The 15,298-nt window shown below is 58.4% G+C and carries 12 protein-coding genes and 2 pseudogenes; 6 read left to right on the top strand and 8 right to left on the bottom strand.

Features of this window, described 5'->3' with window-relative positions; translation table 11 throughout:
• Nucleotides 1-3: 3 nt before the first annotated feature.
• The gene (locus JOE62_RS15640) at nt 4-1,464 is read left to right on the top strand and encodes an aldehyde dehydrogenase (NADP(+)) (protein WP_204723082.1); all 1,461 of its coding nucleotides are present in this window, start codon (nt 4-6) and stop codon (nt 1,462-1,464) included.
• 445 nt (nt 1,465-1,909) lie between these two features.
• On the opposite strand, the gene JOE62_RS16390 is transcribed toward JOE62_RS15640, so the two are convergent.
• The gene (locus tag JOE62_RS16390; protein WP_239543890.1) at nt 1,910-2,194 is read right to left on the bottom strand and encodes a putative quinol monooxygenase; all 285 of its coding nucleotides are present in this window, start codon (nt 2,192-2,194) and stop codon (nt 1,910-1,912) included.
• A gap of 488 nt (nt 2,195-2,682) precedes the next feature.
• Between JOE62_RS16390 and JOE62_RS15630 the strand changes: the two genes are divergently transcribed.
• Together JOE62_RS15630 and JOE62_RS15625 are read left to right on the top strand one after the other, a co-directional pair.
• Nucleotides 2,683-3,312, top strand: a complete 630-nt coding sequence (locus JOE62_RS15630) for a hypothetical protein (RefSeq protein ID WP_204723080.1) — start codon at nt 2,683-2,685, stop codon at nt 3,310-3,312.
• 188 nt (nt 3,313-3,500) lie between these two features.
• Nucleotides 3,501-4,724 carry an ice-binding family protein gene (locus JOE62_RS15625; RefSeq protein WP_204723079.1) on the top strand — a complete coding sequence of 408 codons (1,224 nt, stop codon included), beginning with the start codon at nt 3,501-3,503 and terminating at the stop codon, nt 4,722-4,724.
• A 536-nt stretch (nt 4,725-5,260) separates the two neighbouring features.
• Here JOE62_RS15625 and JOE62_RS15620 read toward each other — a convergent pair.
• Nucleotides 5,261-5,767, bottom strand: a pseudogene (locus tag JOE62_RS15620) (transposase); the annotation flags it as partial.
• A gap of 64 nt (nt 5,768-5,831) precedes the next feature.
• Between JOE62_RS15620 and JOE62_RS15615 the strand changes: the two are divergent.
• Nucleotides 5,832-6,946, top strand: a pseudogene (locus tag JOE62_RS15615) (IS3 family transposase).
• A gap of 347 nt (nt 6,947-7,293) precedes the next feature.
• On the opposite strand, the gene JOE62_RS15610 reads toward JOE62_RS15615, so the two are convergent.
• The gene (locus tag JOE62_RS15610; protein ID WP_204723078.1) at nt 7,294-8,463 is read right to left on the bottom strand and encodes a YycP family beta-propeller protein; all 1,170 of its coding nucleotides are present in this window, start codon (nt 8,461-8,463) and stop codon (nt 7,294-7,296) included.
• A gap of 75 nt (nt 8,464-8,538) precedes the next feature.
• A complete protein-coding gene (locus JOE62_RS15605) occupies nt 8,539-9,402 on the bottom strand; it encodes a hypothetical protein (protein ID WP_204723077.1) in 864 nt (287 codons plus the stop codon).
• Nucleotides 9,403-9,656: 254 nt separating this feature from the next.
• Here JOE62_RS15605 and JOE62_RS15600 point away from each other — a divergent pair, with 254 nt between their 5' ends.
• Both JOE62_RS15600 and JOE62_RS16810 read left to right on the top strand, forming a co-directional pair.
• The gene (locus JOE62_RS15600; RefSeq protein ID WP_204723076.1) at nt 9,657-10,235 is read left to right on the top strand and encodes an NAD(P)H-dependent oxidoreductase; all 579 of its coding nucleotides are present in this window, start codon (nt 9,657-9,659) and stop codon (nt 10,233-10,235) included.
• Nucleotides 10,236-10,411: 176 nt separating this feature from the next.
• Nucleotides 10,412-10,603 (top strand): RidA family protein, encoded by a 192-nt coding sequence (locus tag JOE62_RS16810; protein WP_420842197.1) that lies wholly within the window; start codon nt 10,412-10,414, stop codon nt 10,601-10,603.
• A 238-nt stretch (nt 10,604-10,841) separates the two neighbouring features.
• Here JOE62_RS16810 and JOE62_RS15590 read toward each other — a convergent pair whose 3' ends face one another.
• From JOE62_RS15590 to JOE62_RS15575, 4 genes are all read right to left on the bottom strand, one after another.
• The gene (locus tag JOE62_RS15590; protein ID WP_204723074.1) at nt 10,842-11,882 is read right to left on the bottom strand and encodes an amidohydrolase family protein; all 1,041 of its coding nucleotides are present in this window, start codon (nt 11,880-11,882) and stop codon (nt 10,842-10,844) included.
• 43 nt (nt 11,883-11,925) lie between these two features.
• Nucleotides 11,926-13,159, bottom strand: a protein-coding gene (locus JOE62_RS15585) for an IS3 family transposase (RefSeq protein WP_204723073.1) whose coding sequence is annotated in 2 segments (ribosomal slippage) — nt 11,926-12,883 and nt 12,882-13,159 — 1,236 coding nt in all. Because the reading frame shifts where the segments join, the coding sequence is not laid out codon by codon here.
• 236 nt (nt 13,160-13,395) lie between these two features.
• On the bottom strand, nt 13,396-14,355 hold the full coding sequence (locus tag JOE62_RS15580; RefSeq protein ID WP_204723072.1) for an ABC transporter permease: 960 nt from the start codon (nt 14,353-14,355) through the stop codon (nt 13,396-13,398).
• A 2-nt stretch (nt 14,356-14,357) separates the two neighbouring features.
• On the bottom strand, nt 14,358-15,296 hold the full coding sequence (locus JOE62_RS15575) for an ABC transporter permease (protein ID WP_204723071.1): 939 nt from the start codon (nt 15,294-15,296) through the stop codon (nt 14,358-14,360).
• Between the last annotated feature and the right edge of the window lie 2 nt (nt 15,297-15,298).

Genomic DNA, 15,298 nt, shown 5'->3' with positions numbered 1-15,298 from the left:
AACATGCCGCAGAACACCATTGAACAGACTTCGGCTGAGCAGCTGGAACAGATCCTGCAGCGTGCAGCGCTGGCCAGCGCACAGTGGGCCCAGGTCCCGGCCGGCGAACGTGCCAGGATCATCGAGCAGGCAGCTGCTGCGCTGGCCGAAGCCGGCGATACGCTGGTGGCCATGGCCATGGAAGAAACCAACCTCCCCGAGCCTCGTCTGCACGGCGAGCTGAAGCGGACAGTATTCCAGCTTGGCCTCTTTGCCGAGACCATCCGCGATGGTGCCTGCTTTGATGCACGCGTCGACCATGCCGACGCGCAGTGGCCCATGGGAGCCGCCCGCCCGGACCTGCGCCGCATCCTGATTCCTGTGGGCCCGGTGCTGGTCTTCGCCGCCAGCAACTTCCCCTTCGCCTTCTCCGTGGCAGGCGGAGATACCGCCTCTGCGCTGGCCGCTGGCAATGCAGTCGTGCTCAAGGCGCACTCCGGTCATCCGAAGCTTTCGCAGGCCACCGCCTCCATCTTCGCCGCCGCGCTGGAAGAAGCAGGTGCTCCGGAAGGTCTCTTCTCCGTCATCTTCGGCACCGCCTCAGGCAGCGCGGCCATCGAGGATCCGCGCATCAAGGCGGCTGGATTCACCGGGTCGATCCCTGGAGGCCGCGCCCTATTCGACAAGGCTAGCGCCCGCCCGGAGCCGATCCCGTTTTTCGGCGAATTGGGCAGCAACAACCCGGTCTTCGTTACCAGCTCCGCTGCGACGGCGAATGCCGAGGACATCGTGGACCAGTTCATCGGTTCCTTCACCATGGGGGCCGGACAGTTCTGCACCAAGCCGGGAACCTTGGTGGTTCCAGAAGACTCGAACTTTACCCAGATCCTCGCTTCAAAGGAACTGCCAGCGGTTCACAAGCTGCTCAACGAGCGTATTGAGGCCGGCTACCTGCAGACCTTGTCGCAGCTAAAGGCCCATGAGGGAGTTGAAGTCCTGGCCCAGCACCCTGAGGCGGAAAATGACCATATCCAGCCCACCTTGCTGGTCACCACTGGCGAGCAGCTGCTGGCTGACCCGCAGGCGCTGCAGGAAGAATGCTTCGGCCCCGCCGCCTTGGTTGTGACCTACAAGGACGAGGCACAGTTGCTGGAGATCGCCAGCAGCTTCGCTGGCCAGCTCACCGCAACGATCTGCGGCGAAACAGGCGACGATGTGGCACAGCTGCTGGTCATCCTGCAGAACAAGGCAGGCCGAGTGCTCTGGAACCAGTGGCCCACCGGAGTTTCGGTGACCTACGCCCAGCAGCACGGCGGGCCGTACCCGGCTTCCACCGTGTCCAACTCCACCTCGGTGGGCACTGCTGCCATCGCCCGCTTCCTGCGACCCGTGGCTTACCAGGGCTTCCCGCAAGACCTTCTTCCTGCAGCATTGCAGGATGATGCGGAAGGGGTCCGGTTGCTGGATGGCCAGCGCCAGGGGTAGTGTCCTGCAACTGAAGTCCCATTCATGAAACGGCCGAGCGATTCCAGGATCTGCTCGGCTGTTTTCGTCCACTCCAGCAGCTACGGAGACCCATTCCATCCCGTGGTTCATCGTGCAGGTCCCGGTCCGGTGCTGGCTTGGGCAGACCCCAGAACGGGCTGGCCAGGCAATATCAAAGACGCTCTCATGCTGAAAATCTTTGCATGGTCACGGAGTTGCCAGGCCGAGGCGTTCCCGGGGTTCCAGTGGGCCGCAACCGATGTTCGATGTTGTGCACCGATGGACGTGACCGCCAGCAGCGATATTGTTCGACTGCACGCCGGGGAACACGATTCCGTAGCCGACAGCTGTCATGACCGCGAGAACTGCCGTCAGCTGACTTCCCGGTGTGGGTTAAAGCAGACCATGAAGAGCACGCCCGGTAAAAACACTACAAATTAGTCCTTTACACGTTTTCACCGGGTAGCTTATATGCAAGCACATCGACGTTCTCAATGTTCGGGTCTACGCTGAACAGATCTGCACCCTGGGCAGCGAGCGCCTGACCAACGCCTCCAGACAAGTGAGCCTGGCGGGCCTCGTCGTCTGGGAACACGTCAAAGATCCCGAAGGTCGATGCATCGAACTTCAAGGCGAACCAGGCTCTCGTGCCTTCTTCTTGCTCGACAATGGAGCGCGCGCTACGGAGAAACTCCGCGACTTCCTCTTCTTTGCCTGGCTTGGCTCGCAGTTCTCGGCGATGTCGGAAGCGTTTTCCATGCTCTGTTCGGCCTGGTCTTTCTGGATGGTCATATCGTGTTTTTCCTAGTCTCTTTCTATCAATTGACTAGGGGTCTTACACAATCCATCTGACAGGCGCGCGCTCATAGCTAAATAACCTTTTCGCGAGGTCGAGCTAAAGCGTTCCGGGGACACCCCGGAACGCTTTCTCATATTCACCCGAGCATCGAAAAGTCCGATGGCACGAAGCCTTTACCCCTATGAATTCAGCCAGTTGACCTATGAACGCTTCCAATGGAAGATAGACGCTATTTTCCTTAACTTTTCTAGAGAAAAATCAATGAAAGATATCACACCCACGATTCACATTCGTTCGTTATACTCTCAAATAACGAGAAAAGGTTTGGGGCGAGCATAGCTGCGGCCACAGCTCCTCAACGGAGAACGAAGCACCTATCTTCGGCCCGTCCCACCACTCCCACACTCTGAGGTATCCCTATGCGCAATCCATCTGCTCGCACCACTAAAATTGTCGGCTTCGCCGCGGCTCCCGTAGCCATCCTGCTAGCCGGCGCCATGGTGTGGCAGGCGTCCAACGCCGCTTTCACCGCCACCACTCGCAACTCTGGCAACTCTTGGGCCACCGGCCAGGTCGCACTGACCGACGATGACAAGGGCACCGCGGCGTTCACCGTCGATAAGCTTGTCCCAGGACAGAGCGGCACCAAGTGCATCGTCGTTACCTCAAACTCCACTGTTCCCGGCGAGGTGCGTTCCTACGTACAAAACCTCGCCACCTCAGCCGTAGGCTTGGAAGAGCACATCAAACTGAAAGTCGAGCGCGGCACCGGCGGAACATTCGACGACTGCGCCGGGTTCACCCCCATTGGTAGCGCCCCGGAGGCCTACTCCCTCAAAGAACTCGCCACAGCAAACCAGGACTACGCCACCGGCGGCACAGCCACTGCGTGGGAGACTACGGGCACCGTCGGAGAAACGACCGTTTACCGTGGCACGTGGACTTTCGACGCTGCAGAATTGAGCCAGTCGCAGCTCGACGCCCTGCAAGGTGCCCAAACCAGTATCGACCTGGTCTGGGAACTGCAGAGTGACGCGCCAGCCAACTAACTCCAACGCACTGCGTGAGCCATAGAAAACAACACCGAAAACCTGCCCCACCCCGAATACCGGGGTGGGGCAGGCTACTTGGCTTTGCGCTAGCCGAAGGTTACCTCGTCGCCTTAGCCACTCTCGCCGCCATCGCTTTCGTCCCGGTGCTCTTTGGCTGGCACGCGACGATGGTCCAAACAGGCTCGATGGAACCACACATCAGTCCGGGCGATGTGGCTGTTGCCTCTCCTTGGGATGAGAACGATCCAGTACCCATGGGCGGCGTCGTACAGTATCGAAGCCCAGCAGCTGCCGAACCCGACGGGATTGAACGCCTACGCCTGCACCGCATCGTGGAAGCTAACGACGACGGAACATTTGTCACTGCCGGCGATGCGAATCACGATGTCGACAGCAGCTCACTGAAACGATCCCAGATTACTGGGCAAGCACGCATCTTGATCCCAATGATTGGGCTCCCTGGCTTCTGGTTGAACACAGGCAATTACGGTCCGTTGATTCTCTGGGGCCTAGTTACTTTAGCAGCCCTGATATTGGCTTTCAGAGGTCCCGGGCGCCACCCGGATACAGATGACGATTCCGATGGGAAACCGGACCTACCCGAAGAAGAAGTGGCTGAAGAGCGTGTGGGTGTCACGGAAATTCTCTCGCCACGGCGTTTAGACCGGCGGACTGCGCTCACACTTATTGGCCTAGCCGCTGCGGGAAGCATCGTCGGTACCCAAGTACCAGTCTCGAGTGCGGCGTTCAGCACCAGAACCCGCACCAAGGCGAGCTGGTCCGTTGCGAAGCTGCCCGAACTCACACTGGGCAGAGCAGCCACGTACCTGCTCATGGCACATGAAAGCATTCAGCACAGCCCGACGCTGGGTATCGGCACCACAATTTCGGGCAGTGTTGCCACGAGCCCGGGAACAAAAATTGAAGGATTCTGGCCCTGGGACATTTCTGGAAGCACCGACCGCAATACCACCGGCGCACGCAACGCTAAAACAGACCTAATGGTTTTGTATGCCGCTCTGGACAAATATCCCGCGACTGCCATCCGAGACTCAGTGCTCTCGGGAACAATCAGACCAGGGGTGTACACGAGTTCCACCGGACGCTTCACTATCAATGGCACGGTAACCCTTGATGGCCAGGGCGATCCCAATGCACGGTTCATTTTCCGCGCGAACACCATCACTTCCGCCGATGGAAGCACCGTTGTCTTCACACGAGGTACCAAAGCGGCCAACGTGTACTGGCGTAGCACCGGAGATATCACTCTTGGATCATCAAGCACTAACCGAGGCATCTACTTAGCCAACTCTCACGGTGTCATGCAGTCCCGCGCAGAACTAGTCGGTTATCTCTACTCATGCACCAGCTCGCTGACGATAACGCGATCCACCATCCAGCCGGCGTAAAACCATAAATATTCAGGCTGGTGCTCTCAGCAGTTTCCGAGACACACTGCTTTGCAGCTAGCGGAGCAAAGAAACTCTCACTGACGACAGCGCGGGCAAGGAGAAAAGAATAGAGCGGGACATCAGCCAATCTCCGACTAGATGCCCCGCACTATGAGAGGCTTGCAAGTACACTCCTATACCTACCATTTGATCATATCTTTGTTCAGCTGAGACCCACAACGCATCTAGAATCCGTTCAGGCAACACTCAGCTCCTAGTCGCACGCACACCTCTAGCGGACAATGCATTTCGTGCTCTCTGCTGACATCCAGCATCGCATAAGTCCAAATCTCAGCTCTTGAGCTACCCGGTGCGGTTACCTGCGCATGGGAAATGTCCGATGATTGAGCGGGTGGATCGGGATTGGAGAACGCCTTTGCTGCGCTCCACCCCGGCGACACGGGAGTTATTTCTGCTCTGACGCAACTCGGGGAGCTTGTCAGATTGTTTGTGTAAGCCCCTAGTCAAGTCCATTATTCAGGGCTTCGTAACAATCAATTCAAATACGGCTCAATCCGTTCCGGGTAAGCCATCGCCAGCTGCTGTAAGGCTTGCTTCCAGCCGTTCGTTCCGGCCCCTTCCACCAGATGCGCTCCAGCACCGGCCCGCGGGGTCCGTCCCTTCTTCTGCGCATCCTTGAAACGCTCCATCGCCCGTTCGTCCTCGATATTGCAGATCGCCAACCACAGCATCTTCACCGCCGCCGCATCGATAAGGAAATGCCCCCGGGACTTGGTGACCTTGCGCAGCTGATAGTTCATCGACTCAATCGCATTCGTCGTGTAAATGACCTTCCGCAACTCGGGCGGGAACTCCAAAAACGGGGTGAACCGCTCCCACGCGTTGCGCCAGGTGGCCACCGCCGATGGATACTTCCTGCCCAGCTCGGATGCCTCGAAATCATCCAACGCCTTGCCCGCGGATTCGATGCTCGGCGCCGTGTAAATCGTCTTCAACTGCGCGCTGACCGCCTTGCGATCACCATAGGGGGTCTGCTGAAGGTTTGGTTGACACTTCGACCGCATAACCCAGCTATGGTTGTGCTCAAACGAAGGAACAAAAACCATGCGAAGAATCTTCACCGAAGAATTCAAGAAGGACGCCGTCGCGCTCGTCGAATCGGGAATGTCCCAGAAGCAAGTCTCCGCGGATCTGGGAGTCTCAAAGACCGCACTGCAAACCTGGGTCCGCGATGCCAGATTCCAATCCCACGGAATGACCCCGTCCTCTGATGCTGACGAACGCAAGGAAATGTCCCAAGCGTTCAAACGCATCCGGGAGCTCGAAATGGAGAACGAGGTGCTGCGCAAGGCCGCGGCCTACCTTTCCCGGCCGCATATTCGTTCCCCAAAATAATGGGCCGGCTCGTCCAAGAATTAGCCGCTCGAACAGGCCGGAAACATATTCGAAGTGGCGGTGACGTGCCGGGTCTTGGGATTCAGCACCCAGGCGTACTACAAGTGGCTGAAAACCCCTGTTTCCGCCAGGGAAATCGAAGAGCAGGAGTTGATCGGCAAGCTGCATGAGCTTCACGAGGAGGATCCCGAGGGAGGGTACCGTGTGCTGGCTGATGATCTGCAAGACGCCGGCTACCAGGTCTCCGAGCGCCGGGTCTGGCGGTTATGCCGCAAGGCAGGGATCCGCTCAGTGATCAGCAAACGCCAGCGCAAGCACGTCCCGGCGGGCCCTGCGGTGCATGACGACTTGGTGCAGCGGAACTTCACCGCTGATCAGCCCAACCAGTTGTGGCTGACCGATATCACCCTTGCACCACACGAGCGAGGAAAGCTGTATTTGTGTGCGATCAAAGACGTGTTCAGCAACAGAATCGTGGGGTACTCGATGGATTCGGGGATGAAGGCCCATCTGGCTGTCAATGCTCTGGAGGCCAGTTCCGGTCAAAGAGCTTCACTCAAGCGTTGGAGCGTCACGGGCTAGTTGGTTCGATGGGCCGGGTCGGGGCAGCCGGTGACAATGCGGCCATGGAGTCGTTCTTCAGCCTGCTGCAGAAGAACGTGTTGGACCGCCGCTGGTGGTCCTCGCGTCAGGAACTTCGTCTGGCCATCATTGGATGGCTGGAGGGGAAGTATCACCGCAAGCGCAAGCAACGGAGTTTGGGGAAACTGACCCCGATCCAATTCGAGGCTACAATGATCGAGTCTGTCGCTCTGGCAGCATAAACCTTGGTGTCAACCAAACCTTCAGCAGACCCAAACGACCCCAGCAGCCGAAAGTTAAACGAACGCACAGCAATGGGCCGACACTCACCTCACGGTAAGTGCCGGCCCATTATTTATTCCTGGTTACGTGTCGAGCCTGCTGCCCACCTGTGCACAGCAAAAGCCCTATCCGCTCCGCTGCTTTTCCTGCACCCACTTGGACAGCAGGAACTAACCCACCGTCCGCACACAAGCCACAAGCTGCTGTACCTGAATTCACTTGCGACGAGTGATCGTGGCCCGTGCACGTCCTCTAGGAATACAATCCCGCACTCGAATCGTCGACTAAACAAGAATAGAGAAGACCTTTACGGCCTCACTGAAAATCCCCTAAAGAAGAGACCGCTACTGAGATTTGCCGGATCGTCATCCAGCACGGCCCGCCCCACTTCTTCGCCGGTGGACCGGTCATAACGCAAAATTCTGTACGGAGAACCATCATTATTATCTGCCATGACGACAACCTCAGTATCAGTGAAGATCGCCTTGGATGAAGCGGAATTATCGCTATATCCTTCAACGCTAAATTTGCGTTCCGTATGTCCCGTCTTGGTGTCCGTGGACATGATCGAATCCTTAACCCCGTACCACTCAAGCTTTCCGTCCTTCAGCGACTGGCGGGTTACCTGGGGAAGTCCCGTACCATCTTCACTGATGAAAGGCTCAGTCGCTTCATCTGAGATCAGCGCCTTGCTCTCATACTTACCGGTCTTGGTGTCCCATATCGATAAGACGGCCTTAGCAGCAACATCCAATCCACCTCGTCTCTCATCAGAGATGTAGTAGATTTTTCCATCATGGCATGGCGCATCATTGAGTACCGCGCCCTCTCTAGCCCGAGTACTGCTGCCGACAACTTTTTCCTTGCCGTCCTTCGTGCCAGTTAATTGGCTGAGAACCATGGGCTCCGTATCAGGATCCCCCGTCTTCGAATACGGGCCGGTAGCCAAACCAATTCCGAAGACCTCCCCCTCGCACTGAGCAGCAATGAAATAGCTGCCTTCAACTTCGGCTAGAGAGGTTCCGGAACTGGTAGTGGTCACAACCTGAGTCGTATACCCCACGTCGCTGAAGCCCAGATTATAGAGTCCCACTGCAGTGTCCGCTGCTGTGGCAAGCATGGCGTATTGGCTATCAGTTTTTGCATTCTCAAAACTCTTCAAACCGGCACCATCAATCAGATAGTCGGTCTTCATATCACTGAAGAACAACCCCTTCTCAGTCCACTCCATCGAGCACATGTCCATGCCCCAGGTCTGCACTTCTGAAAAAACACCATCGTCGTTTACCAGCAAAACCTTTCCGTCTTGGCTTTCTCCATCCATGTCACTGCTCGCAGCACTGAAGCACAGTGCGTACGTGGCCTCGCCTAGAGCCTCGGCTTTTTGGGGTGAGGGATCAGCTGGCGAACAGCTAACCAGGGTAAAAACAGTGGTCGCCACTGCCGCTGCGGTGATGATACGACGGGTGTGAATCATGGAATGTTCCATTCTGGTGCAGAGTTTGGGCCGGCCCAATCCCAGGCCGGCCCAGATACTAGTTTTCCAGTACGCTTAGAGGGTCTTGTACGTCACCGTCTTTGAGGAATCCTTAATGTTGTAAGGATAAACGCCCAAACCGCCGTTGCCGTCCAGATCAATCCCTGTAGCCGCCTTGTAAGCCGCCCACACCAACTGCGAACAATTCATCTTCGAACCGGTCGTCGACTTGTTCACGGCAAAGTCGGAGTTATATCCCTTGCCGCGCAATTTGTTGAAGGCATGATTGGCAGCCTTGCCTCTATTGGTCGATGTAGTCGAAACGTACTGCTTCACTGCACCCTTGCCTACCTTCACCGAGCTGCCAGCGATGGATCGACTGTTCTTTCCAGTGCCGGGAGCTTCCACGATGGTTGCGGTTGAGTAGTAAATTCCTGTGTGGCCATGCTGAACGAAAAGCGTCGAAGCAGGAGAGACGAAAAGATCACCCTTACGCGTCGCAGAACCCAAGGTAACGGTACCGCTGCCCCCGCTACTGCTGGCGGCCGAAGCAACGCTTCGATTAGCCAGAGAATCGACCGATTTCGCTTCCTGCACCGAAGCCTTGCTCTCGGACAAAACCCGATTAACGGCTTCGTCCAAACTGATTCCTTCATCCTGTGCGAACTCACCCAGCGAATCTCTCAGCTCGGTGACCGAGGTTCCAGGATTGAGACTTGCCAGCTCATTCAAAGAACCGTTTCCCGTATCAGCCAACGCCGGCATAGCAGAACCAATGACCAGCATGCTCGAAGCGGCGATTCCCGCAAGCATATGACGTTTTTTCAGAACACAACCCCTAGCACGTAGCCTTATACCGTGGGAAGCAGTAGCCAGAGCCAATTCTAGAGTTATGGAAATGCATAATTCTACAAGTTGACCAAAGTCATAAATGGCCATAGCGCAAACATTTTTGTTGCAGCTTCGATTAATTGGAAAGAATCTCTTGTTTCATTAGCTCGTTTCCAGATTTCAGCTCGCCGTGATGGAAAATCATGAAAATTCGCATCCATTGATGTAAATCTTGCGTAGATGGAGTCTGCCGAAGGCTATGAACTGGAGACAGCGGGAGAAGCTCAACCTCAGAGGATCGGCCAACCCGGACGGCAGATTCCCTAGCGAAGTGGGCAAAATCTTACTGCTAGGGTAAGAGTGTGCCACTGACACTCCCTGTAATTTCCTGCAGCCTTGACCCCGCCAGCCTTAGCCGCGGCTTGGCCGTCCAAGCATCGCAAATTCTGCAGAATCGTGGGCATAATTCGGAAGTAGTCGATCTGGCGGAATTCGAACTTCCTGTTTTCGACAATAGCGAGATTTTCAGCGACCCAGGATTTAAGCTTTTACATCAGCGCATTCGGGAAAGCGACGGTGTTGTCCTCGCTTTCCCAATCTACAATTGGGCTCCCAACGCCGCAGTCAAATCTCTGATTGAAGCCACCGGAGCCACCGGCGATGGCCGCAATACCTCGGCATGGTTCGACAAAGTCGTTTCGTTCGTGTGCTCGGCTGGTCTCCCACACAGTTACATGGCGACGACGTCGCTTGCCGGTTCATTGATGAATGACTTCAAGTGCGTGATCAACCCGTATTCCGCATACTTTTCCGGTCGCGACTGGGAAAAAGGAAAACTTTCAGATGACCGGACGAAACGTCTTACCAAGACCATGCACGTTCACGCCGAATTCGCTACCCTACTCTCCTCGCGTAGCTACACGTCGACATGGGAAGTGTAAGTTCACCGCGTTCAACCTTCAGAGAAAGCGCGAAACGCAACCCTATTCTCAAGGGCTCCAAGCTACTAATCCAGATGGCCGCCACAACCGCATTGGACTTCCCCTGAACCAATCCTTCCAGGCAACTAGCTCAAGGCACTGCCCTATTGGCTCGTCCTATCCGTGTCGCTGAACAGGTGGCGTACCAACCTGATGGTGCGCAAACTCCGGACAATCTCAGAGATCGGGCGGCGCAAGCCTTACGCAACACCGCAACGGGATTGGCCTCGGCCGGCGTGACCTTCAGCGATGTCGTCCGGCTAACGATCTACGTCACCGACTGGCAAACTGAAAAATCAACGAGCTCATGGAGGGCATCCTTTCCGTAGCCCAAGAAGTGGGGCTACCTATACCAATGCCACCGTCCTCGCTCATCGGCGTCGAGATGCTCTTTGATGCCCAAACGCTCAGAGAGATGGAGGCGACGGCCATTCTCGATTAAGCCCAAGGGTGGGCGCTACATTGCAACTGTGGCATGCCCACCAACAACACGTCGCACCTCGGAGCCAACCGCCATGAGGCACACAACTCCAAAAACCGCCTGCGTCGATATCCCAGTGACGAAAGTTAGCGCACCGGAAAGCTCGCCGGGAAGAGCTCCGTGGTGGGTCGATGCTTATAGTCACTGACGCTAAATGCGGCCATGTACTTATCTAGGAAATCTTGCGCGCGCCGCTGATAATCGCTTGTGTCCACGGTAACGATCTGTTTGTCGGACACGATGGTTCGTCCGGCCACCACGACATGAGTGATATCGCGGCCGTCGCAATTCATGATGAGCGTGCGGATCGGGTCGGCATGCGGTCCGATATGGGTACCGTTGAGGTCCAGCACGAAATAGTCGGCCTGCGCACCGGGCGCCAGCCGGCCCAAATCCTCGCGACCTAACGCATTCGCCGGCTCTAAGGTAGCGGCCCGGAAGAGATCTCGTCCCTGGGCGCTGGTCATCGAACCCGTATGTGCTTTTGTCATGCCCATCGCCAAGTCCATCGCGCGAATCATGTTCGGCGGGGCGGAGTCGGTGCCCAGCACCACCCGCACTCCCTGCTCGCGATAGGAGTCGAAGTCTTCAAGACAAACACTGTAGTGCGCGGCAGGAATCGGGCAAAAAATCACCGATGCTCCCGAGGTGGCGAGTAGCGCAAGATCGTCGCCCTGACCAAACTCTTCGGGCATATGCCGATTTCCGGGCACCGTCCAGGCGTGCGGTATAAAAGTTCTTTCGTTCAGGAAGCCCAGCGAATCCAAGTACGGTAGCAGGCGCATTCCGGTGCGTTCCATGATGATCTGCACTTCGAACAGCCCCTGCGCCGCGTGCAAACGTACCGGAACACCTAATTCGTCAGCGGCCTGACGGGTAAGTTTGAGCGTTTGTTCGGTTTGGGTTTCGATGCGGGCCGGCAGCAGGGCAGTGCGGATCAGCCCGTCGGCGGTGTTTTCGTAGTCCCGGCAGAAGGCGATCGCCTGCTCCAGTCCATCCAGACCCTTGGCCTCGTCCTCGTGCAGCAGCGGGCCGGTGCCATCGGTGTAGGGCACGTGGGTGCGGTAGCTGGGCCCGAGGTAGGCGCGCAGTCCCAGCTCCTCGACGGCCCGTGCCATCTGGGCCATGTCCGCATGAGGTTCCCCGCAACTAGTGGACACGTGATCTAGCTCATGCTGCTAGCGTTAGCACGGTCCTATGCTGTTCAACGCGTTCCTGCTGGCCGCGAAGCTTCTGCTCAAACTCCACCGGAGGAACCATCCCCAGGCTTGAATGCAGCCGGCGGCGGTTATAGAAATCCTCAATCCACCAAGCCACTTTCTGCTTGGCGTCCGCCCGGGTAGCCCACCGGTAGCGGTCATAGAATTCGGTCTTCAGCGTCGACCAGAATGACTCGCTCATGGCGTTGTCCCAGCACACGCCCGTGCGCCCCACGGACGGCAGCAAATCCAGCTCAACGGCCACCTCATGCAACTGGGCTGAGGTGAATTGCGAGCCGCGGTCCGCGTGGAACACCACCTGACCTGGAATCTGCCCTCGCAGGGTCTTGGCCATGCGCAGCGCCCGTTCCACCAGATCGGTGTTCTGCACGCTGTCCAGCGCCCATCCCAGCACCCTGCGGGAGCAGCCATCACGCACCGCGCACAAGTACAGCCACCCCTCAGTGGTGCGCAGATAAGTAATATCGCTGATCCAGACCTTGTCCACGGTGCCCTGGTCCCATTGCCGGTGTACCCGATCCGGCAGGTGGTACGTGTCAACGCCTGGGATCGTGGTCACCGGAGTGAACTTCCGTGGGCTGATCCCCTCGAGGCCCTGCCGAAGCATTGAAGCAGCGACGGTCTTTTGATCGGCCGGACTGCCCTCGCGGGCCAGCTGGGCGGTCACCCGCGGAGCCCCGTAGGTCTGATGGGAATCGTTGAAGACCTTGGCGACCTTCTGATCCCGTGCCCGCTGCGCGGCAGCCCTCGGGGACGGCCCCGTGGTTTGGCGGTGCCGCCAGGCGTAGTAGCCTGATTTGGAAACCTGAAGCAAAGCCGCCATCCGTGTCAGGGCGAACTCATCCTTTAACGCGTGCATCAGTTCGAACCGTTCGACCGATGTTGCTTCGACGCGAAGAAGGACGCTGCTTTCCCAGGAAACGGTTGTCCTCCCGCAGTTCGAAGACTTCCTTGCGCAAGCGTTTGAGTTCTTCGCGTTCGGACTCGTCCAACGCTCCGGTCGGCTCACCGTCCAGGCCTCGGCGGGATCGTTCTTTCTTCACCCAGGTGCCCAGCGTTTGCTCGCCGAGGTTCAGTTCCTTGGCGACCGCGCTGATGGTGCGTCCGGTATCGATGACCAGGCCGGCGGCTTCCCTGCGGTACTCCTCGGTGAAGGACCTGCGTTGCTTTTTCATGTTGCTCATTAGTGACATCCTCTCAAATGCGGGATCGGCTGATCCCGCTTGTTCGGCTGTCCACTAATTAAGGCTAACCCCACTTTTCCGGTACCAGATTGCGTGGATATGCGGAACAGGGAACGCGGGGTCTGGTTGCCGGACGAGTTCCAGCATCTGCCCGGGGTAGCTATCGGTCACCACGGAGATGTCCGGAAAGCTGTGCGGGCAGCCATCTCGGGGCTACCCGCACAGCTGTAGCAGGATCAAGCGGTGCGCACGCGCGCGTCCAGCCTGGTGTAAGCGATGTCGACCAGGATGTTCGCCACCGCGACGAACAAGCCGCCAAGCAACACCACGCCGATGATCACCGGGCGGTCCTGGGTCTGGACCGCCTGCACCGCCAGCGATCCGACACCGGCCAGGCCGAAGACCTGCTCGATCACGATCACTCCGCCGAGCATCACGCCGATGTCGATGCCCAACTGGGTGACCAGCGGGGTCATCGCGCTGCGGAAGGCATGCTTATAGACCACCGACGACTCGCGTACACCCTTGGCGCGGGCGGTGCGGATGTAGTCCTCGCCGAGCACTTCAAGCATCTGTGCACGAGTCAGCCGGGCATAGACGGCGGCGGTGACCAGCGCCAGGGTGATCCAGGGCAGGACCAGGTGCCAGGCCCACTGCAGCGGATTTTGCCCTAGCTCGATGTACCCGCTGGGCGGGAAGAGCAGGAAACCGGCCTTGGCGGGCAGCGAGTACAGCGTGTAGAGCAGGATCATGCCCAGCACGAAGGTCGGGAAGCTGATGCCGGTCATCGCGAAGCTTTGCCCGATCCGGTCTCGCAGGCTGCCCGGTTTGCGAGCCGAGGCCACGCCCACCGGGATGCCGATCAGCAGCCAGAGCACCATCGCCCCGCCCACCAGGGACATAGTCACCGGCAGCCGGTCGAAGATCAGCTCGGTGACAGGCTGCTGGGAGCGGTAGGAGAATCCCATGTCTCCTTGCAGCAGCCGGGAGGCGAAGTCGAGGTACTGCTGGTACAGCGGCTGGTTCAAGCCGAGGGTGTCGCGGATCTGCGCGAGCAGCTCCTCGGTGGCCTTGTCTCCGGCGATCGCCCGGGCCGGATCGCCCGGGGCCACGAAGAAGAGCAGGAAGACGAACAGGCTGAGCAGAAAGAGCACCAGCAGCCCGAAGCCCAGGCGCTTGAGAAGGAAGAAGAGCATTTTTACTTGGCCTTTCTGCGGGTGCGCGGATCCAGCGCATCGCGCAGCCCGTCGCCCAGGACGTTGAACGCCAGGGTAGTGAACAGCAGCGCCAGGCCTGGGAAGAGCACCAGCCACCAGGCGGTCAGATAGATGGAGTTGCCAGAGGCCTCGGCCAACATGCCGCCCCAGCTGGCATCGGGTGGGACGATGCCCATGCCCAAAAATGACAGGGTCGCCTCGAAGACGATGGAGCTGGGGATCATCAGCGTGGCGTAGATGATGATCGGGGCCGCCAGGTTGGGCAGGATGTCGCGGAAGATGATGCCCCAGTGCCCGGCCCCCAAGCTCCGGGCCGCCTCAACGAATTCGCGTTGGCGCAGGGCGATGACCTGTCCGCGGATCACCCGGGCCAGTGAGGTCCAGGAGAAGAACACGATCACTCCCACGCTCAGCGGCAGGCTGGCGCCGAACACCGAAACCAGCGCCAGGGCGGCAAGCAGGAAAGGCACGGACATGACCAGGTCGATGCAGCGGCTGAGCACCGTATCCACCTTCCCGCCGAAGTACCCGGCGACCATGCCCACCATGATGCCGATGCTGGCCGCGGCGAGGGAAGCCACCACGCCGACGATCAGCGAGACCCTTGCGCCATAGGCCAGTCGCACCAGCACATCGCGGCCCAGCTGGTCAGCGCCCAGCCAGAATTCAGCGCCCGGACCCACCGGCACGCCGGCCGGGGTCAGCCCGGTCTCGCGGAACTGGTCATTGGCCGGGTGGCCGGTGATGGATGCCAGCAGCGGGGCGGCCAGTGCAAAGAGCACCAGCAGCACCAGGAAGCTCGCGGCGATCAGCGAGGCGCGGTCCTTGAGCAGGTAGTCGACGGTCATGCGCATCGAGCTGCGCTGTTTCACCTCCGGTGCGGCGGCGGCCGCGTCCGGAGAAAGTGTTGGTGCGCTCATTC

Origin of the sequence: Glutamicibacter nicotianae (genome assembly GCF_016907615.1) — a bacterium.
GTDB lineage: Bacteria > Actinomycetota > Actinomycetes > Actinomycetales > Micrococcaceae > Glutamicibacter > Glutamicibacter nicotianae.
Note: the sequence above shows the minus strand (reverse complement) of the source record. Positions and strands in the feature narration are given on the sequence as shown.

Coding starts and splice junctions, on each gene's coding strand:
- JOE62_RS15640 (WP_204723082.1), top strand. CDS start 4: ATGCCGCAGAACACCATTGAACAGACTTCGGCTGAGCAGCTGGAACAG.
- JOE62_RS15625 (WP_204723079.1), top strand. CDS start 3,501: ATGGAACCACACATCAGTCCGGGCGATGTGGCTGTTGCCTCTCCTTGG.
- JOE62_RS15575 (WP_204723071.1), bottom strand. CDS start 15,296: ATGAGCGCACCAACACTTTCTCCGGACGCGGCCGCCGCCGCACCGGAG.
- JOE62_RS15580 (WP_204723072.1), bottom strand. CDS start 14,355: ATGCTCTTCTTCCTTCTCAAGCGCCTGGGCTTCGGGCTGCTGGTGCTC.
- JOE62_RS15590 (WP_204723074.1), bottom strand. CDS start 11,882: ATGGCCCAGATGGCACGGGCCGTCGAGGAGCTGGGACTGCGCGCCTAC.
- JOE62_RS15630 (WP_204723080.1), top strand. CDS start 2,683: ATGCGCAATCCATCTGCTCGCACCACTAAAATTGTCGGCTTCGCCGCG.
- JOE62_RS15605 (WP_204723077.1), bottom strand. CDS start 9,402: ATGGCCATTTATGACTTTGGTCAACTTGTAGAATTATGCATTTCCATA.
- JOE62_RS15610 (WP_204723078.1), bottom strand. CDS start 8,463: ATGATTCACACCCGTCGTATCATCACCGCAGCGGCAGTGGCGACCACT.